General features: G+C 63.2%; 31 protein-coding genes. 21 read left to right on the top strand and 10 right to left on the bottom strand.

Features of this window, described 5'->3' with window-relative positions; translation table 11 throughout:
* Positions 1-2: 2 nt before the first annotated feature.
* Positions 3-1,043 carry an ATPase BagA gene (gene bagA, locus AC1L34_RS12655; protein ID WP_424297137.1) on the bottom strand — a complete coding sequence of 347 codons (1,041 nt, stop codon included), beginning with the start codon at positions 1,041-1,043 and terminating at the stop codon, positions 3-5.
* Between the two features lie 50 nt (positions 1,044-1,093).
* Here bagA and sp36 point away from each other — a divergent pair, with 50 nt between their 5' ends.
* The 4 genes from sp36 to AC1L34_RS12635 are packed head-to-tail and all read left to right on the top strand — an operon-like array spanning position 1,094 to position 3,292.
* Entirely contained in the window at positions 1,094-1,258 is a 165-nt protein-coding gene (gene sp36, locus AC1L34_RS12650; RefSeq protein ID WP_156890486.1) for a Sp36 family protein, read from the top strand.
* 4 nt (positions 1,259-1,262) lie between these two features.
* Positions 1,263-1,736 carry a RidA family protein gene (locus AC1L34_RS12645; RefSeq protein WP_424297139.1) on the top strand — a complete coding sequence of 158 codons (474 nt, stop codon included), beginning with the start codon at positions 1,263-1,265 and terminating at the stop codon, positions 1,734-1,736.
* Between the two features lie 12 nt (positions 1,737-1,748).
* The gene (locus tag AC1L34_RS12640) at positions 1,749-2,363 is read left to right on the top strand and encodes a TetR/AcrR family transcriptional regulator (RefSeq protein ID WP_424297141.1); all 615 of its coding nucleotides are present in this window, start codon (positions 1,749-1,751) and stop codon (positions 2,361-2,363) included.
* 53 nt (positions 2,364-2,416) lie between these two features.
* Positions 2,417-3,292, top strand: a complete 876-nt coding sequence (locus tag AC1L34_RS12635) for an MBL fold metallo-hydrolase (RefSeq protein ID WP_424297143.1) — start codon at positions 2,417-2,419, stop codon at positions 3,290-3,292.
* A gap of 212 nt (positions 3,293-3,504) precedes the next feature.
* On the opposite strand, the gene AC1L34_RS12630 is transcribed toward AC1L34_RS12635, so the two are convergent.
* Both AC1L34_RS12630 and AC1L34_RS12625 read right to left on the bottom strand, forming a co-directional pair.
* On the bottom strand, positions 3,505-4,179 hold the full coding sequence (locus AC1L34_RS12630) for a Crp/Fnr family transcriptional regulator (protein WP_424297144.1): 675 nt from the start codon (positions 4,177-4,179) through the stop codon (positions 3,505-3,507).
* A 162-nt stretch (positions 4,180-4,341) separates the two neighbouring features.
* Complete coding sequence (locus AC1L34_RS12625) at positions 4,342-4,608, bottom strand: hypothetical protein (protein WP_424297146.1); 267 nt, start codon at positions 4,606-4,608, stop codon at positions 4,342-4,344.
* Positions 4,609-4,838: 230 nt separating this feature from the next.
* On the opposite strand from AC1L34_RS12625, the gene nth reads away from it, so the two are divergent.
* From nth to AC1L34_RS12605, 4 genes are read left to right on the top strand one after another with little or no spacing between them, the layout of a single operon-like run.
* Entirely contained in the window at positions 4,839-5,528 is a 690-nt protein-coding gene (nth, locus tag AC1L34_RS12620) for an endonuclease III (RefSeq protein ID WP_424297155.1), read from the top strand.
* Positions 5,525-6,232, top strand: coding sequence for a TlpA family protein disulfide reductase (locus AC1L34_RS12615; RefSeq protein ID WP_424297148.1), 708 nt, complete (start codon positions 5,525-5,527; stop codon positions 6,230-6,232). Before nth ends, AC1L34_RS12615 begins: the two co-directional genes overlap by 4 nt.
* Positions 6,229-7,044 carry an NUDIX hydrolase gene (locus AC1L34_RS12610; protein ID WP_424324256.1) on the top strand — a complete coding sequence of 272 codons (816 nt, stop codon included), beginning with the start codon at positions 6,229-6,231 and terminating at the stop codon, positions 7,042-7,044. Before AC1L34_RS12615 ends, AC1L34_RS12610 begins: the two co-directional genes overlap by 4 nt.
* The gene (locus tag AC1L34_RS12605; protein WP_424297151.1) at positions 7,041-8,243 is read left to right on the top strand and encodes a MarP family serine protease; all 1,203 of its coding nucleotides are present in this window, start codon (positions 7,041-7,043) and stop codon (positions 8,241-8,243) included. The genes AC1L34_RS12610 and AC1L34_RS12605 overlap by 4 nt, the downstream gene beginning before the upstream one ends.
* Before the next feature lie 15 nt (positions 8,244-8,258).
* Here AC1L34_RS12605 and AC1L34_RS12600 read toward each other — a convergent pair whose 3' ends face one another.
* From AC1L34_RS12600 to acs, 3 genes are all read right to left on the bottom strand, one after another.
* Positions 8,259-9,194 (bottom strand): alpha/beta fold hydrolase, encoded by a 936-nt coding sequence (locus AC1L34_RS12600; RefSeq protein WP_480034822.1) that lies wholly within the window; start codon positions 9,192-9,194, stop codon positions 8,259-8,261.
* 21 nt (positions 9,195-9,215) lie between these two features.
* A complete protein-coding gene (locus AC1L34_RS12595; RefSeq protein WP_424297551.1) occupies positions 9,216-9,743 on the bottom strand; it encodes a phage holin family protein in 528 nt (175 codons plus the stop codon).
* A 126-nt stretch (positions 9,744-9,869) separates the two neighbouring features.
* The gene (gene acs / locus AC1L34_RS12590) at positions 9,870-11,813 is read right to left on the bottom strand and encodes an acetate--CoA ligase (RefSeq protein ID WP_424297549.1); all 1,944 of its coding nucleotides are present in this window, start codon (positions 11,811-11,813) and stop codon (positions 9,870-9,872) included.
* Between the two features lie 179 nt (positions 11,814-11,992).
* Between acs and AC1L34_RS12585 the strand changes: the two genes are divergently transcribed.
* Positions 11,993-12,742, top strand: a complete 750-nt coding sequence (locus AC1L34_RS12585; protein ID WP_424297547.1) for a Fic family protein — start codon at positions 11,993-11,995, stop codon at positions 12,740-12,742.
* A 373-nt stretch (positions 12,743-13,115) separates the two neighbouring features.
* Here AC1L34_RS12585 and AC1L34_RS12580 read toward each other — a convergent pair whose 3' ends face one another.
* The gene (locus tag AC1L34_RS12580) at positions 13,116-13,943 is read right to left on the bottom strand and encodes an HAD family hydrolase (RefSeq protein ID WP_424297546.1); all 828 of its coding nucleotides are present in this window, start codon (positions 13,941-13,943) and stop codon (positions 13,116-13,118) included.
* 348 nt (positions 13,944-14,291) lie between these two features.
* Between AC1L34_RS12580 and AC1L34_RS12575 the strand changes: the two genes are divergently transcribed.
* From AC1L34_RS12575 to AC1L34_RS12520, 12 genes are all read left to right on the top strand, one after another.
* Complete coding sequence (locus AC1L34_RS12575) at positions 14,292-15,239, top strand: esterase/lipase family protein (protein ID WP_424297544.1); 948 nt, start codon at positions 14,292-14,294, stop codon at positions 15,237-15,239.
* A gap of 83 nt (positions 15,240-15,322) precedes the next feature.
* Positions 15,323-16,366, top strand: coding sequence for a septum site-determining protein Ssd (gene ssd, locus AC1L34_RS12570; protein WP_424297542.1), 1,044 nt, complete (start codon positions 15,323-15,325; stop codon positions 16,364-16,366).
* Entirely contained in the window at positions 16,363-17,544 is a 1,182-nt protein-coding gene (locus tag AC1L34_RS12565) for a TadA family conjugal transfer-associated ATPase (protein ID WP_480034821.1), read from the top strand. Before ssd ends, AC1L34_RS12565 begins: the two co-directional genes overlap by 4 nt.
* On the top strand, positions 17,541-18,332 hold the full coding sequence (locus AC1L34_RS12560) for a type II secretion system F family protein (RefSeq protein ID WP_424322825.1): 792 nt from the start codon (positions 17,541-17,543) through the stop codon (positions 18,330-18,332). Before AC1L34_RS12565 ends, AC1L34_RS12560 begins: the two co-directional genes overlap by 4 nt.
* Positions 18,329-18,898, top strand: coding sequence for a type II secretion system F family protein (locus tag AC1L34_RS12555; RefSeq protein ID WP_424293974.1), 570 nt, complete (start codon positions 18,329-18,331; stop codon positions 18,896-18,898). Before AC1L34_RS12560 ends, AC1L34_RS12555 begins: the two co-directional genes overlap by 4 nt.
* A gap of 90 nt (positions 18,899-18,988) precedes the next feature.
* Positions 18,989-19,558: a hypothetical protein gene (locus AC1L34_RS12550; RefSeq protein ID WP_424293973.1), complete on the top strand. Its 570-nt coding sequence runs from the start codon at positions 18,989-18,991 to the stop codon at positions 19,556-19,558.
* A gap of 83 nt (positions 19,559-19,641) precedes the next feature.
* Positions 19,642-20,361: an AzlC family ABC transporter permease gene (locus AC1L34_RS12545; protein WP_424293972.1), complete on the top strand. Its 720-nt coding sequence runs from the start codon at positions 19,642-19,644 to the stop codon at positions 20,359-20,361.
* Positions 20,358-20,684 carry an AzlD domain-containing protein gene (locus AC1L34_RS12540; protein ID WP_424293971.1) on the top strand — a complete coding sequence of 109 codons (327 nt, stop codon included), beginning with the start codon at positions 20,358-20,360 and terminating at the stop codon, positions 20,682-20,684. The genes AC1L34_RS12545 and AC1L34_RS12540 overlap by 4 nt, the downstream gene beginning before the upstream one ends.
* A 138-nt stretch (positions 20,685-20,822) precedes the next feature.
* The gene (locus tag AC1L34_RS12535) at positions 20,823-21,044 is read left to right on the top strand and encodes a DUF4244 domain-containing protein (protein WP_424324363.1); all 222 of its coding nucleotides are present in this window, start codon (positions 20,823-20,825) and stop codon (positions 21,042-21,044) included.
* A 3-nt stretch (positions 21,045-21,047) separates the two neighbouring features.
* Positions 21,048-21,428 (top strand): TadE family type IV pilus minor pilin, encoded by a 381-nt coding sequence (locus AC1L34_RS12530; RefSeq protein ID WP_424296842.1) that lies wholly within the window; start codon positions 21,048-21,050, stop codon positions 21,426-21,428.
* Positions 21,429-21,495: 67 nt separating this feature from the next.
* On the top strand, positions 21,496-21,786 hold the full coding sequence (locus AC1L34_RS12525) for an Rv3654c family TadE-like protein (protein WP_480034820.1): 291 nt from the start codon (positions 21,496-21,498) through the stop codon (positions 21,784-21,786).
* Positions 21,787-21,836: 50 nt separating this feature from the next.
* Positions 21,837-22,058 carry a PLDc N-terminal domain-containing protein gene (locus AC1L34_RS12520; RefSeq protein WP_424296845.1) on the top strand — a complete coding sequence of 74 codons (222 nt, stop codon included), beginning with the start codon at positions 21,837-21,839 and terminating at the stop codon, positions 22,056-22,058.
* 69 nt (positions 22,059-22,127) lie between these two features.
* Here the strand turns inward: AC1L34_RS12520 and AC1L34_RS12515 are convergent, their stop codons facing one another.
* The 3 genes from AC1L34_RS12515 to AC1L34_RS12505 all read right to left on the bottom strand — a co-directional run bounded on the left by AC1L34_RS12515 (position 22,128) and on the right by AC1L34_RS12505 (position 26,196).
* Complete coding sequence (locus AC1L34_RS12515; protein ID WP_424296846.1) at positions 22,128-22,799, bottom strand: hypothetical protein; 672 nt, start codon at positions 22,797-22,799, stop codon at positions 22,128-22,130.
* Positions 22,800-22,870: 71 nt separating this feature from the next.
* Positions 22,871-24,250: a glutamate decarboxylase gene (gene gad / locus AC1L34_RS12510; protein WP_424296848.1), complete on the bottom strand. Its 1,380-nt coding sequence runs from the start codon at positions 24,248-24,250 to the stop codon at positions 22,871-22,873.
* Positions 24,251-24,321: 71 nt separating this feature from the next.
* The gene (locus AC1L34_RS12505) at positions 24,322-26,196 is read right to left on the bottom strand and encodes a YhgE/Pip family protein (protein WP_424296868.1); all 1,875 of its coding nucleotides are present in this window, start codon (positions 26,194-26,196) and stop codon (positions 24,322-24,324) included.

Raw genomic sequence — 26,196 nt, 5'->3', positions numbered from 1 at the left:
GCTTAGGCCCCCGTCTTCTTCAACACGGCCGAAAGTTCATAGATTGCACCCAGATCGACCCCGTGTTCGACGGTCGGCAGTTCCACCTGGGCGGCGTCGACATCGTCGAGTTCGGCTCGAGCAATGTATTGGGCTTGCAGCCGCGCTGCGTAGTCGATGGTTTCGGTCAACAGGCCGGCCAAATCATCGTCCGACAGGTGCACACCGACCTCGGCGAGACTCTTCTCAATCCGCCGCGAGTCGATCCGACCTTCGGCAATGGCGTCGGCCTCGTCCTCTGGCAAGTAAGCCGGGTTGACCCGGTTGATGACGATCGCCCCGATGTTGAGGTCCTTCGCCCGCAATTCGGCGACCGCCTCGATCGTTTCCTGGACCGGCATCGCCTCAAGCAGCGTGCACAGGTGAACCCACGTATCCGGTGAATGCAGCAGCGCCGCCACCGACTCGGATTGGTTTCGGATCGGTCCGCTCTTCGCGAGGTCGCGCATGGCGGTCGTCACGTCGAGGAAGTTGCCGATGCGGCCGGTCGGCGGGGAATCGACGACGATGGCGTCGTAGAGGCGTTCCCCCTGCTTGGTGGTCGCGATGACCCGTTCCTTGATTTTGCCGGTCACCAGCACGTCCTTGAGGCCCGGCGCCACGGTCGTGACGAAGTCGATCGCGCCGACCTTCTTGATGGCGCGCCCGGCAAAGCCCAGGTTGTAGAACATGTCGAGGTACTCCAGGAGCGCATGCTCGATCTGGAGCGCCAACGCCCACACCGATCCGCCGCCATCCATCGCGACCAGCTCAGTGTCGGTCGGGGGGAGCGGGGGCACGTCGAAGAGCTGTGCGATCCCTTGGCGTTCCTCGCATTCCACCAAGAGGACCTTCTTACCGTTGGACGCCAGGGTCAACGCCAGGGCTGCCGCCACTGTCGTCTTACCGGTGCCACCCTTACCCGACACGAAATGCAGACGTCCGTCGCGGGCTTGAACCGGCCATTCACCGATGCCCGCGTTGGGCCGCTCTACGTTCTCAACTTCGTTGACCACGCCGCTCACCTTATCGACCGTGTCTACTGCAGCCGCGTCTAACCGATAAGGTTGGGGGTATGAGTGCAGTTACCGCTTGGGAATACGTCACAGTTCCGCTGCTTACGCACGCGACCAAACAGATCCTCGATCAGTGGGGAGCCGACGGATGGGAACTGGTGAGCGTTCTTCCCGGCCCCACCGGTGAGCAGCATGTCGCCTACCTCAAGCGCGCAAAGGACTAACCCCATGGCAGCACCTTGGTCAGCACGACTCGCCGAATTGGGGATCGAACTCCCCGCCGTTGTAAAGCCGGTCGGTAGCTACACGCCAGCGCTGCGTGTCGGCGACCTCGTGTACACCTCGGGACAAATTCCAGTGTCCGGCGGCGAAGTGATCATCCAGGGCAAGGTCGCCGACGGTGCCGAAGGCGAAGTGTCCCCAGAACAGGCCAACGAAGCCGCACGACTCTGCGCCCTGAATGCCCTCGCCGCCGTCCACGCTGAAGTCGGAATCGACTCGGTGGTGCGGGTCATCAAGGTCGTCGGGTTCGTCGCGTCCGCACCCGGCTTCTCCGGACAACCCGGTGTCATTAACGGTGCCTCTGACCTTTTCGGCGAAATCTTCGGCGAGGCTGGCGTCCATGCCCGCTCTGCCGTCGGTGTCGCCGAACTGCCGCTCGGAGTCCCCGTTGAAGTGGAGATCATCGTCCAGGTGCGATGACCGAAACCTCGAATGACTGACACCGCTGCTGGCGCTCGCCGCCTCCGTACTTCCGCCGCGCCGGAAGAACAGGAGTCGGTGATTCTGGCGTCTGCACGACGCGAATTTTCCGAAGTTGGTGTGCGTCGCGCCAGCATGGATGCGATCGCCAAAGCCGCGGGCATCTCGCGCAGCACGCTGTACCGCCGGTTCCCCAACAAAGACGTCCTCCTGTCGAAGGTTGGCGAACTGATCGCGATCGAAACGCTGCAGCGATTGGCGATCGCGGTGCACAACCTGCCGCCGCGTGACGCGGTGGTCGCGGCTTTCGTCGAATACACGCGCTTCGTCGGCGACGACCCCCTCGTGCGCCACCTGCTCGTCGAAGAACCAGAACTCGCCGATGTGATGATGGGCCGATCCTCGCGGGGTGCCGACGAATTTCTGGAACGCTCCACCCTCACGGTGGCGAGCACGCTGCGCCAGACTGGTGCCAGGATGCCAGACACTGATCTCGAATTGGTCGCCGAGCACCTGGTGCGGATCGCGTTCTCGCTGACGCAGGTCCGGACATCGCGCCTTGATCTCGCGAACCCGGCGACCATCGAGAATTACGCAACGAAGTTCTTGGCACCGCTCGTCTTCTGAGTCGCAGACGCCAGGCGGCCGCCAGTCGGCCCGCCGGTGGCTATCCTTGATGAATGTCCTCCGAAGCGTCAAAGACCCCGCCCGACAACGGCTCTGAAGCGACTGTCGTCGATGAGGCCGCGTCGAAGCCCGTGCACCCCGCCTACGGTGTGGTCCGCGAAGTCACACCGTTCGCGTCGGTGATCCTGTGCCGCAACCCGGGTTCGTTTGAACTCGACGGCACCAACACCTGGATTTTGCGAGCGCCCGGCTCGCCCACCGCGGTAGTCGTAGATCCGGGGCCCAAGAAGCACGGCAAGCATGTTCGCGCGGTCGTTGAAGCCGCGAGCGTCGTCGAACTAGTGCTGATCAGCCACCGGCATCACGACCATGTTGGCGCATGCAAGAAGATGCGGAAGCTGTCGGGTGCGCCCCAGCGGGCGTACTCGAACAAGTACTCGGTGGGTGCAGCACGCCTGCGAGACCGGGAGGTTATCCACGCGGCCGGGCTGAAGATCACCGTGGTGCACACGCCCGGACATACCGCCGATTCGACGAGCTTCCTCGTCGAATGGGAAGGTCAGCAGGCAATCCTGACGGCCGACACCATTTTGGGATTTGGCACCACTGTGCTCGATCCCAGCGATGGTTCGCTGAATGATTACTTCAATTCGCTGAATCGGCTGCTGGTGGAAGCCCCCGATGCGGTGCTGCTCCCGGGTCACGGGCCCGACCACCCGACGCTCGGCCCGATTGGTCGCTATTACAAGGCGCACCGCGAGGAACGTCTCGCGCAGATCGTCACGGCGATTGAAGCGATGGGCGTGACCCCGGAGAAGGCGAAACCGATGAAGGTGGTCCGCACGGTGTACGCCGACGTGGACAAGAAACTATGGCCGGCCGCCCGCATGTCGGTGAAAACGCAGTTGGAGTACATCCGCACGCTCTAACCCGGGTTTTCGCCCTCCGTCGTACGCCCGCCCTGCACTCTTCTGTCACGAACAGCGGATTTGGATCGGCACAACCGTCACCGATCGCGGTGATCGGTGACGTTCTGGTCGAATCGTGACAGAAAAGCGGTTTGGAATGGGGTGGGGTGGGGCAACAAAAATGGAGTGAAGAACCGCGCGGCGACGGCACTTCACTCCATTTTTGTTTGTGGCTAGCGGGCGCGGCGGGCGAGACGCTCGGAATCGGCGATCAGGACGCTCTTGCCTTCAAGGCGAAGCCATCCGCGCTGGGCGAAGTCGGCGAGGGCCTTGTTCACGGTCTCACGCGAAGCGCCGACCAGCTGGGCGATCTCTTCCTGCGTGAGATCGTGCGTGACGCGGAGCGCGCCACCCTCCTGGGTGCCGAAGCGCTGCGCCAACTGCAAAAGCTGCTTGGCGACACGACCGGGGACGTCGGTGAAGATGAGGTCCGCGAGGTTGTTGTTGGTGCGGCGAAGGCGACGAGCCAAAACGCGCAGCAACTGCTCGGCGATTTCCGGACGGTCCTTGATCCACTTGCGGAGTGCATCCCGGTCCATCGTGACCGCACGCACCTCGGTGACAGTGGTGGCCGACGACGTACGCGGGCCTGGGTCGAAGATCGACAGTTCGCCGAACATGTCCGACGGTCCCATGATCGTCAGCAGGTTCTCACGGCCGTCGGGTGACCGGCGGCCGAGCTTGACCTTGCCGGACAGAATGATGAAGAGACGATCGCCGGGTTCTCCCTCGTGGAAGATTACATGCCCACGGGGGAACTCAATGGGCTGGAGTTCCTTTGCGAGCGCTGCGACGGCAGTGGGTTCGACACCCTGAAATATGCCCGCCCGTGCTAGTACTTCTTCCACCTAAAGAACCTCTCTCGAGAATATGCGCCGCGTCCAGTGAACACACTACGTGAAAAATCATAGTTGTTGGATTCATCACTGGTGGTATTAGTAGACAACTACCGCGCGTCCCAGTTCTATCCGGGGTGGCATTTCGACTGAGCGGCCGCGCTTTTTGTGACGTTAGGAAGCGCGGGTTGCGCTTGAGCCTGTCAAATCCGCTGCTCGATCTCCCGCAGGCTTTGCGCGGCGATTGCGAAGTTCATCCAACGCCGAACCCAGACCGTCTTTGGCCAGGTTGTTAACGTCGGTCGCGTCGGCGGCCTCCAGGAACTCTTCGACATGCTCGGGACCGACGCTGAGTCGGTCGAGTCGCTCTTGAACTTTTTCCATCGCAAGTGCAAACAGCATCAGCACGGCGGGGAAGAGGAGTACCGCAAAACCTTGCATGTGGACCAGTAAACACCCGGGCCTGAAGTCTCTGCCAAACCCAAACGGCCGTCGTCACCGAGTTGTGACCTGCCCGGATGTCAGAACAGGCAATTCGGTCGGTTAGACGACGGCGTCCCCGCTGGTCTTGGCGGCGCAGGTGGCAAGGGCCGCAGTCACGGCTAACCTGGTCAGTTGTGAGTAGACGTAAGGAAGAAACCAGGCTCGGCCTGGTTCGACGGGCCCGGCGCATGAATCGTGCGCTGCAGGTGGCCTTCCCGCACGTTTACGCAGAACTGGACTTCACGACGCCGCTCGAATTGTCGGTGGCCACCATCTTGTCCGCGCAGTGCACTGATGTCCGGGTCAACCAGGTGACCCCTGCCTTGTTCGCGCGGTATCCGGATGCGGCGTCGTACGCCACCGCCGACCGTACTGAATTAGAAGAACTGATCCGACCAACCGGCTTCTTCCGCAACAAAGCCAACTCGATCATCGGACTCGGACAGGCGCTCGTGTCGAAGTACGACGGTGAAGTTCCTGGCAATCTCAAAGACCTGGTGACGCTCCCCGGCTTTGGCCGGAAGACCGCGAATGTGGTGCTTGGCAATGCGTTCGGTGTCCCCGGGATCACCGTCGATACCCACTTTGGGCGCTTGGTGCGCCGCTGGGACTGGACCCAGGAGACAGACCCGGTCAAGGTGGAGCACGCGATAGGTGAACTGTTCCCGAAACGGGAGTGGACCGACCTATCGCACCGCATCATCTTTCACGGTCGACGGGTCTGTCATGCGCGCAAGCCAGCTTGTGGAGTGTGCATTCTGGCGAAGGATTGCCCGTCGTATGGGGAAGGTCCCACCGATGTGATGGAGGCCGCGGCCCTGGTGAAGGGACCCGAAACCGAGCACCTGCTCGATTTGGCTGGAGTGAAGAAGCAGTGAATTTTGTGAAGAAGGTCGGTCAGGTTCTCAAGGAACCGGCCGCACGGGCAACGCTCGTGTTCATCATCGTCGCGGTCGCGTTGATCGCGGCTCTGTGGCCCCGGAGCACGACGCCAGATTCGGCGACCGCCACCGGTGCCAACCCGCCGACGTCGGGAATCACCGACCAGCAGGTGTCTGCCGACCAGATGGCAACGGCTCGAGCCGCGGCGGCGTTGAACCCGTGCCCCAGCGGGCAACTGCCGGTTGGACCGAACGCGGTGCTCGCGGGCGTGAGCGCGCCGTGCATGGCGACGGGCGATGAGATCAACCTCGGCGCGGTGACGGCAGGAAAGCCGCTCGTCATCAATATGTGGGCCGTGTGGTGCCTACCGTGCCGCAAGGAACTGCCGATCTTCGACGACTTCTCACAGCGGGCGGGCGAACAGCTGAACGTGATCGCCGTCCATGCGCGCGAAGGCGGAGACAAGCCGTACTTCGTTCTGAAATTCTTGGAGGAGGTCGGGGTGCATCTACCGGTCGTCACCGACCCGACGGGTGCTATTGCCCAGGCTATTGGGGCACCGCGGATCTTCCCGTCCACCATCCTGATTCGTGCCGACGGCACAGTCGCGAAGGTGATGCCGCAAATCTTCAACTCCACGGAGGAACTATCGCAGGCCGTTCGCGACAACCTTGGCATCGACGTTGGGGGCGGCGCGTGAGCGATGTCCAGGTTGGGCCAGTGGTTTCCCGCGATCAGATTCCCTCGTGGCTACATGCGGTGACCGATAACCCAGATGTCATCAGCGAGCGGGTGCTCGCCCGCGGCGGCGATCGCGCACGACTGGCGTCGCTGGCTGCGAAAGCCGGCGGGCAGCGCGCAGCGGCGGTCCTGGTTCTGATGTCCGGTTCGTTCGACCCAGACCCCAATTCGCCCGGCGGGCTCCCCGGCGACGCCGAGATCCTGCTGACCGAGCGGGCGGCCACGCTCCGCACTCACAGCGGTCAGGTCGCGTTCCCCGGCGGAGCGCGGGATCCGGGCGACGATTACCCGATCGGTACGGCGATGCGTGAGGCCGAGGAGGAGACGGGACTGTCGGGTGACGGGGTTACCATCCTGGCGAATTTGCCGGTCTTTCCGGTGCCGTCCGGATTTCAGGTACACCCGGTGCTTGCGCATTGGACGAAGCCCAGCGAGGTATTCGCCGTCGACCACGGGGAGACGGCCCGCGTCATGCGCGCAAATCTTCGGGAACTCTTGTCGCCGGAGAATCGCTTTCAAGTCAGCCGCTCCATCGTGGGTGCCACGGTCTACAAGGGCCCGGCGTTCATGTACGACGGCATGTTGGTCTGGGGGTTCACGGGCGGACTGATCGCCGCGATCAGTGAGGCCGCGGGGTGGGACGTTCCGTGGAACACCGACGACGTTCGGCCCCTTGAACAGATGATTGCTGAAACCGGCGGTCGACAAATTTCCGGGTTCGATGACCCGCCTGGCGGTAGCGATGCCCACGACGTGAACGGAGATCGATGAGCGGATCGATGTGGGTCGACCTGGTAATTCTGGCGGTGGCCCTGCTTGCGGCCTTCAGCGGATACCGACAGGGTGCGACCGCATCGGCATTGGCATTGCTCGGTGTCGTGATTGGTGCGATCGCCGGCATCCTGCTCGCGCCGATTGTTATCGAACGGTTCGACGACCCGCGTCTGCGCTTGGCGGTCGGACTGTTGCTGATCGTGGTGCTGGTGGTGATCGGTGAGGTCGCTGGCATGGTCCTGGGGCGGGCCGCCCGCAGCGGCATCCACGCGCCAGGGTTACGCAAAATCGACAGCATCATCGGGTCGGTGTTGCAGGCCATCGCCATCGTCGTCGCGGCGTGGCTGTTGGCGTTCCCGCTGCGCAGCGCCGAACAATTGAGCATCTCGCACGCGGTGGACGATTCGAAGGTGATTCAAACCGTCGACAAGGTGGCCCCGCAATGGGTACGCGACCTGCCGAATGAGTTCACCAGCCTGGTCGAGAGTTCCGGACTCAAGGAAGTCATCGGGCCATTTGGTCAGACGAGCGTTGCCGCCGTCGATCCCCCCAATCAGGGTCTCGTCAGTTCCCCCGCCGTTCAGGCGGTCCGCGGTAGCGTCATCAAGATCACCGGGGTGGCAAGTAGTTGCGGTCAGGCGCTGGAGGGTAGCGGTTTTGTCATCGCTCCCCAACGTGTCATGACAAACGCCCACGTGGTGGCGGGTACCGACACGGTCACGGTCCACGCGGCGAACGGACGTCGGCTAGGAGCGACCGTCGTTTGGTTTAACCACCGCAACGACATTGCCATCCTCGACGTTCCGGGCCTGCGTGCCAAACCGTTGACTTTTGCCGCGCAACAGGCCGAATCGGGTGCCGATGCGATTGCGCTCGGATACCCGGAGAACGGTCCTTTCACGGTGACGCCGTTGCGCGTGCGGAACGTTGTGGACCTGAGCGGACCCGACATCTATCAGAGTCCCAAGCAAGTGGAGCGGCAGGTGTACACGGTGCGTGGCAATATCCGTTCCGGCAACTCGGGTGGCCCGATGATCGCGCCGGACGGCACGGTTCTCGGTGTGGTCTTTGGTGCGGCCGAAGACCCGACCGATGACACCGGTTTTGTCTTGACCGCGGCGCAAGTTCAGCGTGACATCGCCGCATCCGAACAAAGTGATGTGCAGGTCAGCACGCAGCAGTGCGTCGCATCGTAGATAGCCCGAAGCGGCCTAGTCCGCGAGGTGGTTCAGGAGTAACCGATTGAATTCGGTCGGTGCCTCTTGATGCACGAAGTGGCCTGAGCCGGCAACAGTTTGATAATCCATCTGGGGTGCCCAGCGGCGACTGTCGGCCATGAGGGAGTCCAGGATGTAGTGGTCGTCTCGGCCACGTACGGCGAGGACGGGAATCGACAGCGCCTTGTCCATCAGGTTGAGGAAACGCCAACCGTCCGTGCGGAATTGGGAGCGGAACGCCCAACGGCGGTACTCCAGGCTGCAATGTGCGACGCCGGGGATTTGGATGGCGAGGCGGTTGTTCTTAATCGCGGCGCTGAAATCGTCCGTCTCCCGCCACGCGTCCCCGGCACGTTCCCGGAAATACTCGTCAATGAAGACCCCATCGCTGCGGGTGAGTCGGCGTTCGCCGATGCGCGGCAGTTGGTTGTGCAGGAATGGTCCCAGAAAAGCCGACCGCTCCTCGGTGTTGAAGAGAACCCCGTTCTTCAGGGCCTGCGGCTGCGGTGACGACAGCACGGTGACCCGATCGACCACCGTCGGATGCAGCGTGGCCGTTGCCCAACAGACCAGACCGCCGTCGGCGTGCCCCACGAGCGAGGCACTGGCATGCCCAAGCGCACGTATCAGTGCGTAGGTGTCACCGGCGAGCGTCCAACCGTCATAGCCGCGCGGAGGCTTGTCTGAGTCGCCGTATCCACGGAGATCGACGGCGACCGCGCGGTACCCGGCGTCGGTGAGCGCGCTGAGCTGGTGCCGCCACGACCACCAGAACTCACCGAACCCGTGCAGCATCAGCACCAGTGGACGGTCGGCAATCCCATGTTCGGTTTCGACCGCATGGAAGCGCAGGCCGTTGGCGCGGACATCGAAATGCCGCCACGGTCCGTCGAAGCGGACGAGCGTTGGGTCCGGGGGTGGGCTAGTCACAACGGCGCGCGAGGAGGGCGATCAACGGTGCATTGGATCGCGGGCCGGTGGAATCTGCGGGTGAGCCATGCCGCCGGTCGGAGCCTGTTGGCGTCCGGGGATCACGGTGGCCAACTCGTTTACCGATTCGATCGTCTTCTCCGGTGCCTTGAGTTTCTTCAAGAACATGTAGCCGACGATGATCAGGATGATCGACACGACCAGGAGTAGCAGGAAGACGATGCCGAATGCAGCCCAGGTGGGCAGCCACACGGCGAGCAGGAAACCGAGGAAGACGAAGAAGAACAGGCTCGCGTACAGCAGCAGGGCCGCGGCGACGATCATCATGCCGCTGCCTGCGCCAGCCTTCTTGGCCTCTTGGACAAGTTCGGTCTTCGCGAGCTTGATCTCAGCGCGAACGAGCGTTGATGCGCTAGCGGTCGCGTCCTTGACCAGATTGCCGATCGTCGGTTCGCCGTTGCGTCCGAGGTTCGCATCCGACATGGGAATCGATGGAACGCGAGGAGCCTCGCCCGGGTTGCTCGGCCAGGTGTCGGAATTACCGCTCACGAAAACTCCCTCTTACAGATCGGTGGTCGGTCTCATGTTGCCACGTTGGGTGGCGGTGATGAAACGCCCGCCACCCTTGAAAAGGTGGCGGGCGCTTTTCACGACGAGATTAGCCGTGCGATGCGATCAGTTCTGGCGACTGCGGATCGCTTCGAAGACGGACGGGTCGACGAGCGTCGACGTGTCGCCGAGTTCGCGGCCTTCGGCGACATCCTTGAGGAGACGGCGCATGATCTTGCCCGAACGGGTCTTGGGCAATTCCGGAACGATATTGATTTCGCGGGGCTTGGCGATGGGGGAGATGTCGGTCGCCACCTGGTTGCGCAACTCGGTGATCAACGCGTCGCCGGCGTTCTCCGCGCCTTCCATCAGGATCACGAAGGCCACGATGCCCTGGCCGGTGGTTTCGTCGGCGGCACCGATGACAGCGGCCTCCGCCACCGAAGTGTGTGCCACGAGAGCGGATTCGACCTCAGAGGTGGAGATGCGGTGGCCGGACACGTTCATGACATCGTCTACTCGGCCAAGGACCCACAGTGCGTGGTCTTCGTCGTAGCGTGCGCCGTCGCCGGCGAAGTACCAGCCCTGCTCGGCAAAGCGCGACCAGTAGGTGTCCTTGAATCGTTCTTCGTCGCCCCAAATGCCACGCAGCATCCCCGGCCACGGCTTGTCGAGGACGAGGTAGCCCTGCTCCCCGTCGGCGACGTTGTTGCCGTTGTCGTCGACGATGTTGGCGCTGATGCCGGGCAACGGTCGCATTGCCGAGCCCGGTTTGGTTGCGGTGACGCCGGGCAGCGGGGAGATCATGATGCCGCCGGTCTCGGTCTGCCACCAGGTGTCGACGATGGGGCACTTACCGTGGCCGATGACCTCGTTGTACCAACGCCAGGCTTCCGGGTTGATCGGCTCACCGACGCTGCCGAGGAGGCGCAGGCTCGAAAGGTCGTGGGTGTCGGGGATGTCCCGGCCCCACTTCATGAACGTACGAATCAGGGTCGGCGCGATGTAATAGGTGGTGACGCCATACTTTTCGATGATCTGGAAGTGCCGGTGCTCGTCGGGGGTGTTGGGGGTGCCCTCATAGATCACTTCGGTGGCGCCATTCGAGAGCGGGCCGTAGACAAGGTATGAGTGACCGGTGACCCAACCGATGTCAGCGCCGCACCAGAAGACGTCGCGGCCTTCTTTATGGTCGAAGACATTGTGGAAGGTGTAACTCGCCTGCGTCAGGTAGCCGCCCGACGAATGCACGATGCCCTTGGGCTTACCGGTGGTGCCCGATGTGTACAGCAAGAAGAGTGGATGTTCAGCGTCGAAGGCTTCCGGCTCATGGTGCGGCGAAGCCTCGGCCACGGTGTCTTCCCACCAGACGTCGCGTCCCTCAACCCAATTGAGGTTGTCTTCGTGGTTGGTGCGGCGCACCACGATGACCTTTTCGACCGACGGTGCCGCATTGGCGCCGGTGCCGAGGGCTTCGTCGACGGCATCCTTCAGCGGAGCGGGCTTGCCACGTCGATACTGGCCATCGGTAGTGATGACGACCTTCGCTTCGGCGTCGTCGACGCGCGAACGCAGGGCCGCCGCGGAGAACCCGGCGAACACGACCGAGTGCGTGAGGCCCAGGCGCGCGCAGGCCAGCATGGAGATGATGGCTTCCGGAACCATCGGCATGTAGATGGCGACGCGGTCGCCGGTCTGCAACCCGATGGCGGTGAAGTAGTTCGCAGCACGAGACACTTCGTCTTGCAACTGGCGGTACGTGATGTCGCGGGAATCGCCGGGCTCGCCGACCCAATGGATCGCGACGCGATCGCCCTTACCTGCGAGGACATGGCGGTCGACACAGTTGTATGCGACGTTGAGCTTTCCACCCACGAACCACTTCGCGAACGGGGCATTCGACCAGTCGAGGACCTCGCCGAACGGGGTATCCCAGTCGAGGCGATGTGCCTGCTCGGCCCAGAACCCGAGCGGATCGGCCTCAGCGCGGCTGTACATCTCAGCCGTTGCGTTCGCGTTGGCGGCGAATTCTTCAGACGGCGGGAACACTGTGGGGGCGCTGGAGGTCATCGTCGAAAGCCTTTCCGTTGACGGATGATTTTGTTCTGTTGTGAACGTAGTCACTTTGGATACCAAGTGTGATGTCGGGACGGTTGCATGCGGGTTGCGAGCGATGAACGGTCAGTAGTCAGCGATCTGCGGCAGGCGCTCGTGCGGGCCGTTCCGAGTTCGAGACTAGGCTTGCTCGGGTGAGTCAAGATCCGTTGGCACCCCTGCTCGAACTCCCCGGTGTGCGTGAAGCTTCCGATAAGGCACGAGAAGCCGTTGGTGCCGCCCATCGGCATCCGATCAACATGCGGCAGTGGGACAAAACGTCTCGGGAGGCCTCGTGGCGTGCGGGACGATCGTCGGCCGCTATTGACGGTGGCACCACCGACATCTCTCGAGAAGACCTCGGTGACCCGATCGCAGCCGGGGCGATTCGCGTTGCGCAGTCCCTCGACAGTGACTCGCTCGACCAAGCCGTTACCGTGTTTCGTCGCGCGCCGGCGCAGTCGTTGGCAAGGCTGCACACCCTGGCTGCGTCGGACCTGCTGGAGGACAAGGACCTGCTGGGGCGGCCAAGGTCGGAGCCGCACATTGCGCAACGACTGGACTTCCTGGGCCAGTTGATCACCGGTGGTACTTCGGTGCCCGCGCCCGTTCTGGCTGCGGTGGTACATGGAGACCTGTTGGTGTTGCAGCCCTTCGTCGGCGCAAACGGCGTGGTCGCGCGCGCGACGTCGCGCTTGGTGTCGGCAACGACGGGCTTGGACCCGCACCTGCTGGGGGTGCCGGAAGTGTTCTGGCTGAGCAAGGTGGGGCAGTACAAGGAACTGTCGGATCACTTCGCGACCGGAGAGCCGGAGGCCCTGGCGAACTGGATCATCTTCTGCTGCGACGGCTTAGAAGCCGGAGCCAAGGAAGCCCTGTCGATCGCGGAGGCTGCCCGCGGATAGGTCGGCACACATATTTGCGGGCGGCCTCCCGACTGAAGGTTCAGTCGGATTGCCGCCCGCAAGCACGGACTTCAGGCTACCAATGCGTGCATATGTGGGTTGTGGGATCGCCTCGGCGATGAGGAGCTTGCATCTCGTCGTGACTCGAAGGCAGGTAACTCGGTCCTGCGCGGGTCGCGAATAATGCCCGCTGGTTCGCAGGCGCACAACGCTTTTGCCATTCAGAGCGGCGCGCTCCGCGTGGGTGCTTGCCGTCCGTGCTGGAGCTTGCCGATCCGGGGACTTCTACCCTTCTCTTCCGGGAGAAGCTTTGCCGTCCGGGGCTCCGTACCTCCATTTGTACATGGTGATGACGATCACATCAAGGGTTTCTTCAAAAATCTTTTGTGCCTGCTGACCTGGCACTTTGTGAATGTCGGAGTTGGTAAGCGACGGCCATGGCCGCTGCGGCCCCGATTGCTGTGGCGCACAATGCCGTTCGCGTGACGGCAGGCTTTGTGGCCCACGCGGCGGAAGGTAGGGGGTCGGGGAAATCCAAGATTTCCCAACCATTTTCGGCTGCGTGCCGGCGCAAAACCCGGTCGGGGTTGACGACTGCCGGGTGGCCGACCGCCTTCAGCATGGGCAGGTCGGTGCTCGAATCGGAGTAGGCAAAACACTGGGCGAGGTCGTAGCCGCGTTCGTCGGCGAGTTCCCTGATGGCGACCGACTTGTTCTCGCCGTAGCAGTAAAAATCCAGGGCCCCCGAGTAGTGCCCATCTTCGACGTGCATGATGCTCGCGCGAACGCAGTCGACTCCGAGTAGGGCTCCGATGGGTTCGACCATCTCGATACCCGAGGCGGAGATCAGGGCGACGTCGTGCCCGGCCTTCTTGTGCTCGGCGATCAGTGCGGCGGCTTCACTAAAGATGACCGGCCGGACTACCTCGTCGAGCGTTTCGGACACGATTTCGCGGACCTGGTCGGTGCTCCAGCCGGTGCTCATCTGGATGACGTGCTTGCGGAGTCGCGCGACCTGATCTTCCTCGGCCGAGGCGAGGTGGAACTGCAGTTGTGCGATCGCAGATCGAAGCATTGCGCGGCGCGTCAGCAAGCCGCCTTCGAAGAATGGCTTCGTGAAGGCGAGGGCGCTCGAGCGTGCAATGACGGTTTTGTCGAGGTCGAAAAATGCGGCGATCTGGGTTGATGACGTCGAGGTCACAGTACAAATCCTACGACTAGGGGAGGTTTGCAAAGTGTGACCGAGGATACACTTTGGGGGAGATAGTTGGTGTTGCAATCTTCGCGCGAGCGCGTGTAGATTGTTGGTATCCGGTTTACACCGGTAGCTTTCAGCCCGACCCCCCGGGGCTGAACAGCTGATGACCCCGGCCTCCTCCCCCCTGGCCGGGGTCGTCCTCATTTCTAGGGTGTTTTCGCCCCTACTCTGAATTCTTCCGCACTGGCGTGAGATAGATTCCCTTCATCGTCTCGCATTGTGACCTGGACCGCTGTAGTTTCAGACGGACAGTGTCGCAAGGAGCGCGCTAGAAATATGTCTGGGGATGGAATGAGAACTGTCGGAAGAATTACGCTCGCGCTGTGCGCGGCGTTGCTGGGAGCACTTGCCCTCGTTGCCGCACCAGCACAAGCGGATCCCAAGCTGCCGGAAAACTACAACTTCTTCGGCGGAATCCCGTACGAGTTGCAGCATCCGGGCGGATCGCTGCCGGGGTCCAACGACTTCAACTGCAAGCCGACAGCAGAGCATCCGCGTCCGGTAATTCTGGTTCACGGAACCGGCGGCGCCAAGACCACCAACTGGGGTTCGTACGTGCCCATGCTGAAGAACCGCGGCTACTGCGTGTTCGCTCTCACCTACGGGGCCCTGCCGGGTCTGCCGTTCCCGATGACCGCTGTCGGCGGCATGGATAAAATCCCGGTCAGTGCAGGTCAGCTAGCCAAATTCATCGATCGCGTTCGCAAAGCCACCGGTGCGAAAACTGTCGACATCGTCGGCCACTCGCAGGGTACTTTCATGCCTGCGTACTACATGAAGGCACTTGGGGGAGCGGACAAGGTCACCAAATATGTCTCGCTCGCACCGTTGTGGAAGGGCACCGGGTCCACGAGCCCGTCCATGAAGTGGATGGGCCAGCTGCTCGGCGATGCGCCGATCCCGGTGTGTATCGGCTGCGGCGGCATGCTGCCGGGCTCGGACGTCTACAACAAGATTTGGCGCGGTGGCAGTCCTTACGTGAAGGGTGTCGACTACACCAACATCATGACCAGGTACGACGAGCTCGTCGTCCCATATACCGCCGGTTACGTTCCAGGTCGCAAGGGCGAGAGCGTCAAGAACATCGTCGTCCAGGACTCGTGCTCGCAGGACTACAGCGAGCACATGGCGATCGCGGGCTCTCGTCGGGCCGCGTACATGGTGCTCAACGCGCTCGACCCGGAACATCCGGTGAAGGTGCCATGCGAGTTCGTGCCGCCGTTCACCGGTCAGTCCTGACCGAACCACGGGCACGCCAGCGCATGCCGGAGCCTGTGGATAACGCAGTTTCCTAGCCGGGACCAGTAGCGCATTCTCAGTTCATGAGTGATGCGCTACTGGTCCTTTCTGGTGAAGAACTGCTCGATGACCTCGCGCGATGCAGTGCTGCAGCCGGGTACACGATGGTGGTCGCAGACCCGGCTCGCTGCAGGCACCAATGGCTACGGGCCAGCGCGGTCGTCGCAGATCGGGCGGCGTTGGAGGTCCTGGGCCACATCGAACTGCCCAATCGTCCCGGGCTGTTCGCGGTCGGCACGGCTGGCGACGACGGCGAACTCTGGCGCGCTGGCTTGAGCCTCGGTGCGGCCGGCGGATTTGTTCTACCCGACGAAGAAGAAGCGCTGGTTGCCGCCCTTTCCCGCGTGCGGGAACCGCGGAGTCGATCGGCGGGCACCATCGCGGTGATCGGCGGTCACGGTGGAGCGGGGGCCAGCACGCTGGCGGCGGCGATCGCTCTAACCGCGGCGCAGACGTCCACGGTGCTGCTGCTCGACGTCGACCAAGCCGGGGCGGGCGCGGACCTCCTCCTGGGAATTGAAGCCGAGCCAGGTCTGCGATGGTCGGAGGTCAACGGCGAGACCGGTGCCATCGGCGGGGCCGCGCTCCGTGCGGCGGTTCCGCGGTCGCGCGGTGTTGGAGTGCTGGCCTGTGCGCGAGACGATCCGCAACCGCTGCGCCCCGACACGGTTGTCGCGGCTCTCGATGCCGCGCGGGGTGCCGGCGACGTGGTCGTTGCCGATGTAGGCCGCGAACCCGGACCGGTTACATCAGGCGTCCTCGATTCGATGGATGTCTTGATCGTGATCAGCACGGCAACAGTGCCGGGCGTCGCGGCCACGAGGAGAACTGTTGCTCGGCTGCTCGGTGAGCGGGAGCCACGTCTCGTTGTGCGCGGGCCAGCGCCGGGTGGCTTGCAAGCTGACGAAATCGCGCGGTCGATAGGGGTGCCGCTGCTCTGCGGATTACGGCCCGACCCGCGATTGCCCGCTCGATGCGAATCGGGAGGCCTGGCGTTGGGGAGATTCTCGCCCTTGGCGCGGGCGGCGAACACTATCTGCGATCTAGCGCGAGTGGGTCGACGATGACCGGCGCTGATCCGGCGCTCCTCGATCGCGTTCGGCAGCGCCTGGCTGCCGACACTCACGGCACAGCGGCGGCACCCGACCCGGCGACGATCGCCGAGGCGATCCGGGCCGAATCCGGGGGCCTCCTCGGCGACACCGATCTTCTTGCGGCCCTGCGCTATCTGCAAACCGAGATGGTGGGCGTCGGCAGGTTAGAAGGCCTGCTCGCCGATCCGGCCGTCACCGATGTGCTGGTGGTGGGGCCCGATCGCGTCTGGGCCGACCGCGGCGGCGGATTGGAACTGACCGGAGTGTGCTTCGACGACGAAGCCGGGGTCCGCAGGCTTGCCGTGCGGTTGGCGCTCGGGGCGGGCCGTCGTCTCGACGATGCGCAACCGTGGGTCGACGGCCGGTTGACGGGGGTGGGACGCAACGGTTTTCATGTCCGACTGCACGCGCTGATCCCGCCCCTAGCCCAGGACGGTACGTGCATTTCGTTGCGGGTTCTGCGTGGGGCCACGCACAATTTCGCATCCCTTGTCGCTCGCGGATCGATTGCTGCGGAAGTCGCCGACATGGTGGCCGAGGTGGTGGGTGCGAGGCTTGCCTTCCTCGTAGTTGGTGGAACCGGGGCAGGCAAGACAACTGTGCTGAATAGCCTGCTGGGCTTGGTCGAAGCCGAGCACCGCATCCTCTGTGTGGAGGATGCGCCGGAACTGGCACCCGATCATCCGCACGTTGTGCGGCTGGTGGCACGGGCCGCCAACGTTGAAGGCGTCGGGGAGGTGACGGTGCGAACGTTGGTGCGGCAAGCCCTCCGGATGCGGCCGGACCGAATCGTGGTGGGCGAGGTTCGCGGTGCGGAAGTGATCGACTTGCTGACCGCGCTCAACACCGGGCACGACGGTTGCGCAGGCACCTTGCATGCCAACTCGATCAGCGAAGTCCCAGCCCGAATGGAGGCCCTCGCGGCGCTCGGCGGGATGGGCCGAACCGCGTTGCACAGCCAGTTGGGCCCGGCCATCCAAGTGATTCTCGGGGTTTCCCGCGATGAGGTGGGGCGACGGGCGTTGACCGAGATCGGGGTGGTCGAACGGGACAAGTCGGGCCTGGTGCGGGTGGTCCCCGCATGGACCGAGCCGGGTGGTTTCACCAGCCGCCGTGACCAGTTGCAGCGGATGATTCGGGAACGACGATGACCGTCGGGATCGCGTTGATAGCGATCGCCGGAACAATCTTGCTCTGGCCGGTACCCGAGGCGACGCGTCGACTGCAACGGCTCGTCGAGCATCGCGGTCCGGCACGACCACCCGCGGATCCGGTTGTGGCGATCTGGCTGCTCCCGGCTGTCGCAGCGACGGTGTTTGGTCCGGCCGCGGCGATCGCGGGAACCCTGATCGCGGCTCTGGTTACCCAACAACGACGTAAGGCGCGCCGCGACGCCGCCCATCACCGCGACATTGCCGACCTGATCGCCGCGCTGGGAGTGATGGGCACGGAACTGTCGGTGGGCGCACCGGTCTCGACCGCTTGTCGCGCGGCGGCGACAGAGTTGGCCGGGGGCGGGGAGGGGTCCGTTGCGCGTGAACTGGCGCGAATGGCTGCGCGTGCCGAACTCGGAGGTGACCCCGGGGGCGGGGTTGGCGTCGACGGCCCGGTGCGCCGGCTGGCACAGGCGTGGACGACGTCGCTGCACTTCGGTCTCCCCATGGGCGACATGCTGGCTGCGCTGCGCGCAGATTTGGTTGCGCGACAAGACTTTGCCGCCCGCACGCGCGCCGGGATGGCCGGGCCGCGCGCCACGGCGGTCGTGCTGGCGGGACTGCCTGTCTTGGGCCTCGCGCTCGGCCAGGCGATGGGGGCGGCGCCGGTGCAGGTGCTGTTGCAGGGCGGGCTGGGTGGGGTGCTGCTGGTGGCTGGGACCGGGCTTTCGGTGGGCGGAGTCCTGTGGGCCGGTCGAATCACGGACAAGGTTCTCGCGCCGTGACGGCGGCCCTGCTGCTGACGGCCGCGGCCTTGCTGATGTGGCCGGGACCGTCGTGGATGTTGGTGCGTGCGGCGGTAGTCGTGCCAGAAGGGTCAGCCGATGTGGTCGGATCGGGTGTGCCAGACCCGTTTGACGTGGCCGCGGGCTACGACACCTTGGCCGTGTGTTTGCGAGCGGGGCTGCCATTGGCCACCGCAGCTCGTGTGGCGGCGCAGTCGTCGCCGCTGGTGCTGGGGCAGCACTTTGCGCGTGCCGCGGATCTGCTGATGCTGGGTTCTGATCCGGAGGTCGCGTGGGCGGTCGGCGACGATGCTCCGGACGATTTCCGGGATCTGGCCGCTCTCATTAGGCGGGCATCGCGTGCGGGGTCGGTGTTGGCCGACGCCGTCGCCGGGTTTGCCGCGAGTACTCGCCGCCGTGCCGAGAACACCGCGCTTGAAGCCGCCGAACGGGCGGGCGTCAAGATCAGCGGCCCACTGGGCCTGTGCTTCCTTCCGGCGTTTGTATGCCTGGGCATTGCGCCCGTCGTAATCGGGCTGGCATCGGGATTACTCGTCGGATTGTGACTGGGCCAGCGTCTCTCGCACGTCATTCGGACGACAGAACCTCGGCGTTGCCCCTTCTGCTGGGTGCTGTTGGGCGCGCACTCTCGAAGGATGAACATTCGCCCGGTGATTCGTACGAGCATGGTTGTTGCCGCGGTGGCCGTGCTCATCGCGTCGGTCGCGGCTTGTGACCCGGTACCTCCTCGGGCGGGGCCGTCGTCTGCGGTGGCCTCGGTGACCGAGACAGTGCCGGATACTGACATGTCGCCGGTGACGGTCACGAGAACGGTCTCGCAAACTACCGCGCCGCAGCACAACAATCCGACAGCCAGTCAGCCGACCCCGTCGGCAACGGACCTGTCGCGCTATTACGGCCAGTGGGATGGGCATGGTCGCGGGATGACGCTCAACCCGGACGGGTCGGCAACGGTATCGCTGGCATCAGGTGCCGCCAACGTCGAGAAGTGGACGGCTACCTGGGGCGCGCACGGCCACGGCATCGTGGTCACCTTGCAGACCATGACGTCACGTACGGGCGAACCGCTCGGTCAGGAACCGGGCGAATCGTGGACGGGAAGCCTGGAACCGTCGCCGGAAGACGGTGTCACCATCCTCCACATGCCTGGCTTCACCGATTGGTGCTCAACGAAGTACGGGCGGTCGGTGGCCTGCGGGGCCTGAGCCGAGGCCGCTGCAGAATTTGCGGCAACGCTCGACGAACCTATCGTTGATTGGGTTAGCGGTGATGGTTCGTCAGGGGTGCAATGGCGCGGCAGGATGTGATGCGGGGGCTTCGGCTCACCATCCCGTTGATGCTCGGCTACCTCCCGGTGGCCTTCGCTTTTGGTGTGCTCGCCGAGGTGTTCGGGTTGCCGGTCTGGGCGTCGCTGCTGATGTCGGCGATCGTCTATGGCGGCGCATCCCAGTTCGCCGCCTTGCAAGTGTTGGCGTCGGGCGGTGGCATGTTCGCGGTCATCTCCACCACATTCGTGGTGAACTTGCGGCACTTCCTCTTAGCGGCGTCAATTGCCCCGCGTGTGAAGGACTATTCGACGAAGGAAGCCGCCGCGTTTGGGGCGCAACTGACCGACGAGGCCTACGTCATCCAAGAGGTCCTGTTCCGAGCCCATGAGCGACGGCCGAAAGCGGAAGTCTTCGCGCTCAACATGGGTGTCTACGCCTCGTGGATAGCCGGGACGGCGCTCGGCATCGTCTTCGGCAGCGCGGTGCCGGGTATCGAAGACATCGGCCTCGAATTTGCGCTGACCGCCATGTTTCTGGCGATCCTGGCCCAGGATGCCGTGCGGAGTCGGTTGGATCTGTTTGTTGCCCTGGTTGGCGGTGGCGTTGCCGTGCTGCTGACCCAGTTGGGGTTGGAGTTGTGGTCGGTGGTGTTGGCGACAGTGTTCGCTGCGACGGTCGGATTCTGCCTGGACCGGACCAATGATGAACCCGTTGATAGCCCGGTGGGTGAGACTTCGTGAGTACGACGTATCTGATCGTCATGATCGTGGGGATGGCGTTGGCGACGTTGATTTCGCGGGTACCGCCGCTGGTGTTGGCAACCAAACTCAAGCCGGGGCGGAAAGTTCAGCGGTGGCTCAAGCAGGTGCCGCCAGCGGTGATGGCCGCGCTTGTGGCGCCAGCAATTTTTGCCCCCGACGGGCAGATCTGGATCAGCTATCACAACGCCGACCTGATGGTCGGTACCGCGACACTGATCGTGGCCATCGCGACGAAGAACTTCTACGCCACCATCGCCTTCGGTGTTTGCGCGATGGCGTTCGTCAACCTTGTTTTGAATTGACCTCGGATTTGAATTGGGCCCGGTAGTGAATTGAGGGCGACGACACGCCCGATTGGGCCGTGTTGGAACCGATTGCGGGTCCGCTGCGTCTAACTCAGGTAGGGAATTTGCTACGGAACTACGACGACGGGGGACGTTATGGAAATCAGCAACTCGGTGCGAGCAAGTTATCGGCAGGTGCGAGACCTCGCGGTCCAGATTGCGGTCGACGAAGAAGGAATGTCGACGGCGGAATATGCGATCGGCACCATTGCGGCGGCGGCTTTTGGTGCCCTCCTGTACACCGTGGTTACCGGGGATTCGGTGCTCAGTGCGCTCACCGGAATTATCGGCAAGGCGCTGAGCACAACAGCGGGATGAGGCATGGCGTTGCGTGGACTCGGGCGGAATCTGGAGCCTATTCGGCGTATGGGTCGCGACGAGTCGGGAATGGTCACCGTGGAAGCCGCGTATGCGCTGGCGGCGATAGCGGCGTTTCTGCTCATTGGTCTCGGCGGGGTGGTGGGGGTCTCGGCGCAAATTCGGTGCACCGACGCCGCTCGCGAGGTTGCGCGACTGACGGCAGCGGGCGATGAATCGGCCCGCCGAATTGGCGAGGCGGTGGCGCCTGCGGGAGCACACATCGCGGTCGGCAACGACGGTGAACGAGTGGCGGTCACCGTTTCCGCGCCGGTGCCGTTGCTGCCCATCCTCAAGGTGTCGGCGACTGCGATTGCGGCACAAGAGCCCCATAATGTCAGTTGATCATGGGAATTTGGGCTTTTCGACCGTTATGGGAGCGGCGACTATTGCTACGTTAGCTGTGTTGCTGATGGCGGTTCTACTTTTTGGGACCGCTGTAGCCGCCCGGCATCGGGCGCAGTCGGTTGCCGACTTGTCAGCATTGGCCGGAGCATCAGCTGCACTGTTGGAGGGCAGAAGCGGGTGCGAGGTGGCGAGGGAACTCGCGGCGGACCAGGAGGGAGCGCTGCGGGTTTCCGCCTGTATCCAAGACGGCGACGACGTCCAGGTGACCGTCTCGATGACGGTCCGGCTCGGACGGTTCGGGATCCGCGACGCAACCGCTTCCGCGCGGGCAGGCCCCATCGAATCCGTCGAGTAACGGATTTCGGAAAGTCTGCTAGTTTCTTGACCTTGAAATAAGGTAGGCCGATGGATGGGCAATATCTGATCTTCCCCGATTGGGTCGATCTCCTCTATCCCATCGCCGCGATGAACGTAGTGCTGATTGTCCTCGCCGTATTTCTCGTCGCCCGAGATCGTCAGATGAGTGCGCCCGAGAAAGTTGGGTGGACCATCCTGACCGTGGTTCTGCCTATCGTCGGTGCCGTGTTTATGATTTACCGGCAAATGAGGGAAGGCCAAGACGACTGAATCCGTTAGAAAACGAATTCAAAGAATCTTGCTCCAGAACAATTCTTACGGCGCAACGTTGGGGTTCGCTCAAGAGCTGCTTCCCGATTTCCGTGCATCGGCGGCAAGGACAATTGCCGATGCGGCAAAGAAGCACAATGCACCGATGAACGTTCCCATGTTTGCGAGCGTCGCATCGACGGTGGTCCCGGTCTTGCTCACAAACGATCCGACCGCCGAAACGCCGAAAGCTACGCAGCCGAGGAAATTGATCTGCGCCGACCACCAGTCCGCGCTGCTGGGTGCCCACATCCGGTCGGTCGAGCGCGTGAACGCCAGCAACACAAAGAAGCCGCTGATGAGGAAGGCCACCGATCCACCCGCATCTGGATTCCACACCAACTGCTGCTCACCGTGAGTCGTGTGTACTTCCAGCGCTGCTGCCGTGCTGACGTTAAACAACAGGGTTCCGAAGAACTGGATCGACGCAGCGAGCCACGCGGCCGTAAACATCACACCGGATCCGTAAGAGACCGGAACGGTGCGCGGGCCACTCAGCTCCATTTGGATCAGTGCAGCGCCGGTAAAGAACCACGCCCCGATGAAAAAGCAGAGATTGGCGGCCGAGGACCCAGCCCAGGACCCAAAACCCGGGGCAGACCCGAGAGCAAACAGGGCCGAGCCGATCATGAAGCCAATGGCCTGCTTAGTCGGTGTCGGTGCCAGCGCACGACCAACCGAAGCCGAGGCGTCGAGGCTCATGGCATGCCTTTCGGATAGGTGGACATGTCCCGGACCCGCTCGACCGGCGGGTCCGGGACAGTGGATCCAGATTAGTGGTGGAACGCTGCGGTTTGGCCTTCGCGTGGCATCGGGCCGCTGAGCTGCTCGAGGAACTTAACCTCGGCGCGCAGATCATCCAACAAATCGGAGGCCAGATCCTGGCTCAAGCCGGCGCGGACCACGATGCGCTGCACGGTGGTCGCCGCGAGGTCGTCAGCCAACGGGTAAGCGGGAACTTGCCAGCCCTTCATCCGCAAACGATCCTGAAGGTCGTACAGGGTCCAATTTTCGGTGTAACCGGCCTTCATTCGCCACGCGAACACCGGGATGGTGTCGCCCTTGCTGACCAGCTCGAACGGACCCATCTCGGCGATCGCCGCCGAAAGTCGCTGCGCCACATCCAGCGAGCCCTGCTGAACCGCCGTGTAACCCTCACGGCCCAACCGCAGGAATTGGTAGTACTGCATGAGCACCTGTGCGCCCGGGCGCGAGAAGTTAAGCGCCAAGGTCGGCATATCTCCGCCAAGGTACGCGCAGTGGAAGATCATGCTTTCCGGCAAGGCCTCCTTGTCTCGCCAGACGATCCAGCCGACGCCCGGGTACACCAGGCCGTACTTGTGACCCGAGGTGCTGATCGAGGCGACTCGATCGACGCGGAAGTCCCACTCCAGATCGGGCTGGCAGAACGGCGCGATCATGGCACCGGATGCACCGTCGACGTGGATGTGGACATCGAAACCGGTGTCCCGCTGGATCTCGTCGAGCTTCGCGGCAATCGCCGCCACCGGCTCGTACGCGCCGGTGTATGTCTGACCCATGATCGCGACCACGCCAATGGTGTTCTCGTCGACGTACTTCTCCAGGTCATGGCCGTCGAGGAACAGGTGGTCCTCGGTGATCGGCACCCAACGGGGCTCCACCTCGAAGTAGTTGCAGAACTTCTCCCAGCAGACCTGAACGGCCGTCGAGAGCACAATGTTCGGGTTCTCCGTCGACTTGCCCTGCGACTTGCGTAGGTGTTGCCAGCGGCGCTTCAGCGCCAAGCCGCCCAGCATGCAGGCCTCAGACGAACCGATGGTGGACGTGCCGATGGCTTGCTCAACGTCCGGGTTGTGCCAGAGGTTGCCCAGGATCCGCCAGCAGCGATCTTCGATCGCCGCGGTCGCCGGGTATTCGTCCTTGTCGATCATGTTCTTGTCGGCGGTCTGCGCGTACAGAAGCTGCGCTTCCTTGTCCATGTACGTCGTGACGAAAGTCGCCAGGTTGAGGCGTGAGTTTCCGTCGAGCATCGCCTGGTCGTGGACGATTTGGTAGGCGGTGCTGGGAAGCATCATGTCTTCCGGGAGCTCGTGACGCGGCAGCGACGTCGCCTCCCCGCTTCGATTGAAGACTGGGCTGAGCATCATGCGATCGGAATCAGTATCGGCCATGTTTCTCTCCTAATTTCTCAAGTGAGCGATCTGTTGAATGTGAGCGGCACAGGGTTGCCGGTTAGTACAGGTCACACCTCGACTGGTGGGTAGAGCCGGTCCATGGTGTACTGCCGGTTCCGTCTCGCGGCGAGCACCGAGACACCCAAGAAGACGACGGTGATTGTCAGTAGCACGGTGAGCGCCACCCAGAAGCGGTAGTCAACACCGCCCATGATCATCTGTCTCAGCCCGTTGACGGTGTACGTCATCGGATCAATCCAGTGGATGTATTGGAAGGGTTTGGTCGTCGTCTCAACTGGATAAATGCCGCCGGCGGACGTCAATTGGATCATCAGGAAAGCCAATGTGACCACGCGGCCCACGGCTGGCCCGAATAAGGCGTTGAACATCTGTATCAACGCCAGGAATGCGGCGACGACCACCACCATGAATAGGAATGTTCCCAGCATGTGTGCTGGTCGAAGCCCGACGGCTAAGACCGTGACGCCGTACAGGATGGCGGCCTGCAAGATGCCGACGGCGAGTGTCGGCGCATACGAGGCCAGCACGGCGCGCACCGAACTCAAGCCCTGGGCGATCGGCCGCGACTGCAACGGTGTGAACAGCATCCAGGCGATGATTCCGCCGACGAAGAGTGCAAGCGAGAAGAAGAACGGCGCGAAACCGGTACCAAATGTGCCCGCCTCGTTCTTGTACTCCTCCGACAGCACCACGGGCTGCGCCAAGGTCTTGGCCAGCGCATCCTGCTGCTGCTGCGTCCACTTCGGGATCGCCTTGCTCGCTTCGTCGAGTCCACCCGCGAGTTCGTGAGCACCCGCAGCAAGCTGAGTGGTGCCTGCTGCCAGTTGGTTCGCACCCGAACTCAGCTCGTTGGCGGCCCCGCGCGCCGACTGGATGTCCGAATGTAGACCGTCGGTCTCGGCGAGCCCGAGAAGCGAGTGGATTTGGCTACCGGGAGTGTTCATTGCCGCAGTGAGTGCCTGCGAGTCATTGAGCAGTTGCGTCGCGGAGTTATTTGCCTCCGGGCCAAGACCCTCGTTGCCCAGCACATTCTTTGCTGGCGCCAACGTGCGAGCAAGGGCCCGCATCGCCGGGTCCGGACTGTTGGCCATCGCGGAAACGGCTTGGTCGAGTGCGTTGTAGGCGCGTGATTGCGTGGCCGCCGCTCCGCCCACGATCTCGTTGAGCCTCGTCGCGTTCGCGTTGACCCGTTCGGCCGTGGCGCGGACCTCCGCCGGGCTCAGGCCCCCGGAACCGCTCGTCGCGGCGAGGAGGGGATCGGTGACCCGCATAACGACCCCGGACAGCTCATCGAGTGCACCGGACAGTTCGTTGGCTCCGGCATTGGCGGTGTCCAGTCCGGCCGCGAGTTCGTTCGCTCCGTCGGTCGCCTTGGTTACCTGCGGCAGCATGCTGCCGACTTCCTTGAACACGATGTCGAAGGTCTGCGTACCGACCTGCGCTGAGACCTGCGTGACGACCTGCTGTGCGGCGTCGCCACCCAGCACGGAGGCAAGGTAGTTGTTTGCGTCGTCGTAGGTGAAGATGAGCGGGGCCGATCGAGCGTTGCCGGTTGTCGGTGAAGTGACCGCTTCGCTGAAATCCTTCGGCAGCGTGATGGAGAAGTAGTACTTGCCGTGCGCGACACCGTTGGCGGCTTCTTCTTCGGAAACCACATGTAGATCAAGCTGTTTAGAGTCGACGAGGCCCTGCACCACCTGTTCGCCCGCAGCAAGAGGTTTCCCGTTGAGGGTGGCGCCAGCATCCATGTTGACCAGCGCAATTGGCATCTTGTTAACCGCATTGAATGGGTTCCAGAATGCCCAAAGGTACAGGGCGCCATACATGAGCGGCATCAAGATGATCACAGCGAGGGCTAAGCGAGGCATTCGCCCGCGGTAGTACCGCTTGAAGTCGCTGCCTGGGGAAAACGCGGCAAGCAT

It is taken from the genome of Gordonia sp. 34D, assembly GCF_056682775.1.
This window is presented reverse-complemented; position numbering and strand designations above follow the sequence as displayed.

What these genes read in the sequence shown, in the direction of transcription:
- sp36 (WP_156890486.1), top strand. Translation starts at nt 1,094, where the DNA reads ATGAGTGCAGTTACCGCTTGGGAATACGTCACAGTTCCGCTGCTTACG.
- AC1L34_RS12645 (WP_424297139.1), top strand. Translation starts at nt 1,263, where the DNA reads ATGGCAGCACCTTGGTCAGCACGACTCGCCGAATTGGGGATCGAACTC.
- AC1L34_RS12640 (WP_424297141.1), top strand. Translation starts at nt 1,749, where the DNA reads ATGACTGACACCGCTGCTGGCGCTCGCCGCCTCCGTACTTCCGCCGCG.
- AC1L34_RS12635 (WP_424297143.1), top strand. Translation starts at nt 2,417, where the DNA reads ATGTCCTCCGAAGCGTCAAAGACCCCGCCCGACAACGGCTCTGAAGCG.
- AC1L34_RS12625 (WP_424297146.1), bottom strand. Translation starts at nt 4,608, where the DNA reads ATGCAAGGTTTTGCGGTACTCCTCTTCCCCGCCGTGCTGATGCTGTTT.
- nth (WP_424297155.1), top strand. Translation starts at nt 4,839, where the DNA reads ATGAATCGTGCGCTGCAGGTGGCCTTCCCGCACGTTTACGCAGAACTG.
- AC1L34_RS12605 (WP_424297151.1), top strand. Translation starts at nt 7,041, where the DNA reads ATGAGCGGATCGATGTGGGTCGACCTGGTAATTCTGGCGGTGGCCCTG.
- acs (WP_424297549.1), bottom strand. Translation starts at nt 11,813, where the DNA reads ATGACCTCCAGCGCCCCCACAGTGTTCCCGCCGTCTGAAGAATTCGCC.
- AC1L34_RS12575 (WP_424297544.1), top strand. Translation starts at nt 14,292, where the DNA reads ATGAGAACTGTCGGAAGAATTACGCTCGCGCTGTGCGCGGCGTTGCTG.
- ssd (WP_424297542.1), top strand. Translation starts at nt 15,323, where the DNA reads ATGAGTGATGCGCTACTGGTCCTTTCTGGTGAAGAACTGCTCGATGAC.
- AC1L34_RS12565 (WP_480034821.1), top strand. Translation starts at nt 16,363, where the DNA reads ATGACCGGCGCTGATCCGGCGCTCCTCGATCGCGTTCGGCAGCGCCTG.
- AC1L34_RS12560 (WP_424322825.1), top strand. Translation starts at nt 17,541, where the DNA reads ATGACCGTCGGGATCGCGTTGATAGCGATCGCCGGAACAATCTTGCTC.
- AC1L34_RS12550 (WP_424293973.1), top strand. Translation starts at nt 18,989, where the DNA reads ATGAACATTCGCCCGGTGATTCGTACGAGCATGGTTGTTGCCGCGGTG.
- AC1L34_RS12545 (WP_424293972.1), top strand. Translation starts at nt 19,642, where the DNA reads ATGGCGCGGCAGGATGTGATGCGGGGGCTTCGGCTCACCATCCCGTTG.
- AC1L34_RS12535 (WP_424324363.1), top strand. Translation starts at nt 20,823, where the DNA reads ATGGAAATCAGCAACTCGGTGCGAGCAAGTTATCGGCAGGTGCGAGAC.
- AC1L34_RS12530 (WP_424296842.1), top strand. Translation starts at nt 21,048, where the DNA reads ATGGCGTTGCGTGGACTCGGGCGGAATCTGGAGCCTATTCGGCGTATG.
- AC1L34_RS12525 (WP_480034820.1), top strand. Translation starts at nt 21,496, where the DNA reads ATGGCGGTTCTACTTTTTGGGACCGCTGTAGCCGCCCGGCATCGGGCG.
- AC1L34_RS12520 (WP_424296845.1), top strand. Translation starts at nt 21,837, where the DNA reads ATGGATGGGCAATATCTGATCTTCCCCGATTGGGTCGATCTCCTCTAT.
- AC1L34_RS12515 (WP_424296846.1), bottom strand. Translation starts at nt 22,799, where the DNA reads ATGAGCCTCGACGCCTCGGCTTCGGTTGGTCGTGCGCTGGCACCGACA.
- gad (WP_424296848.1), bottom strand. Translation starts at nt 24,250, where the DNA reads ATGGCCGATACTGATTCCGATCGCATGATGCTCAGCCCAGTCTTCAAT.
- AC1L34_RS12505 (WP_424296868.1), bottom strand. Translation starts at nt 26,196, where the DNA reads ATGCTTGCCGCGTTTTCCCCAGGCAGCGACTTCAAGCGGTACTACCGC.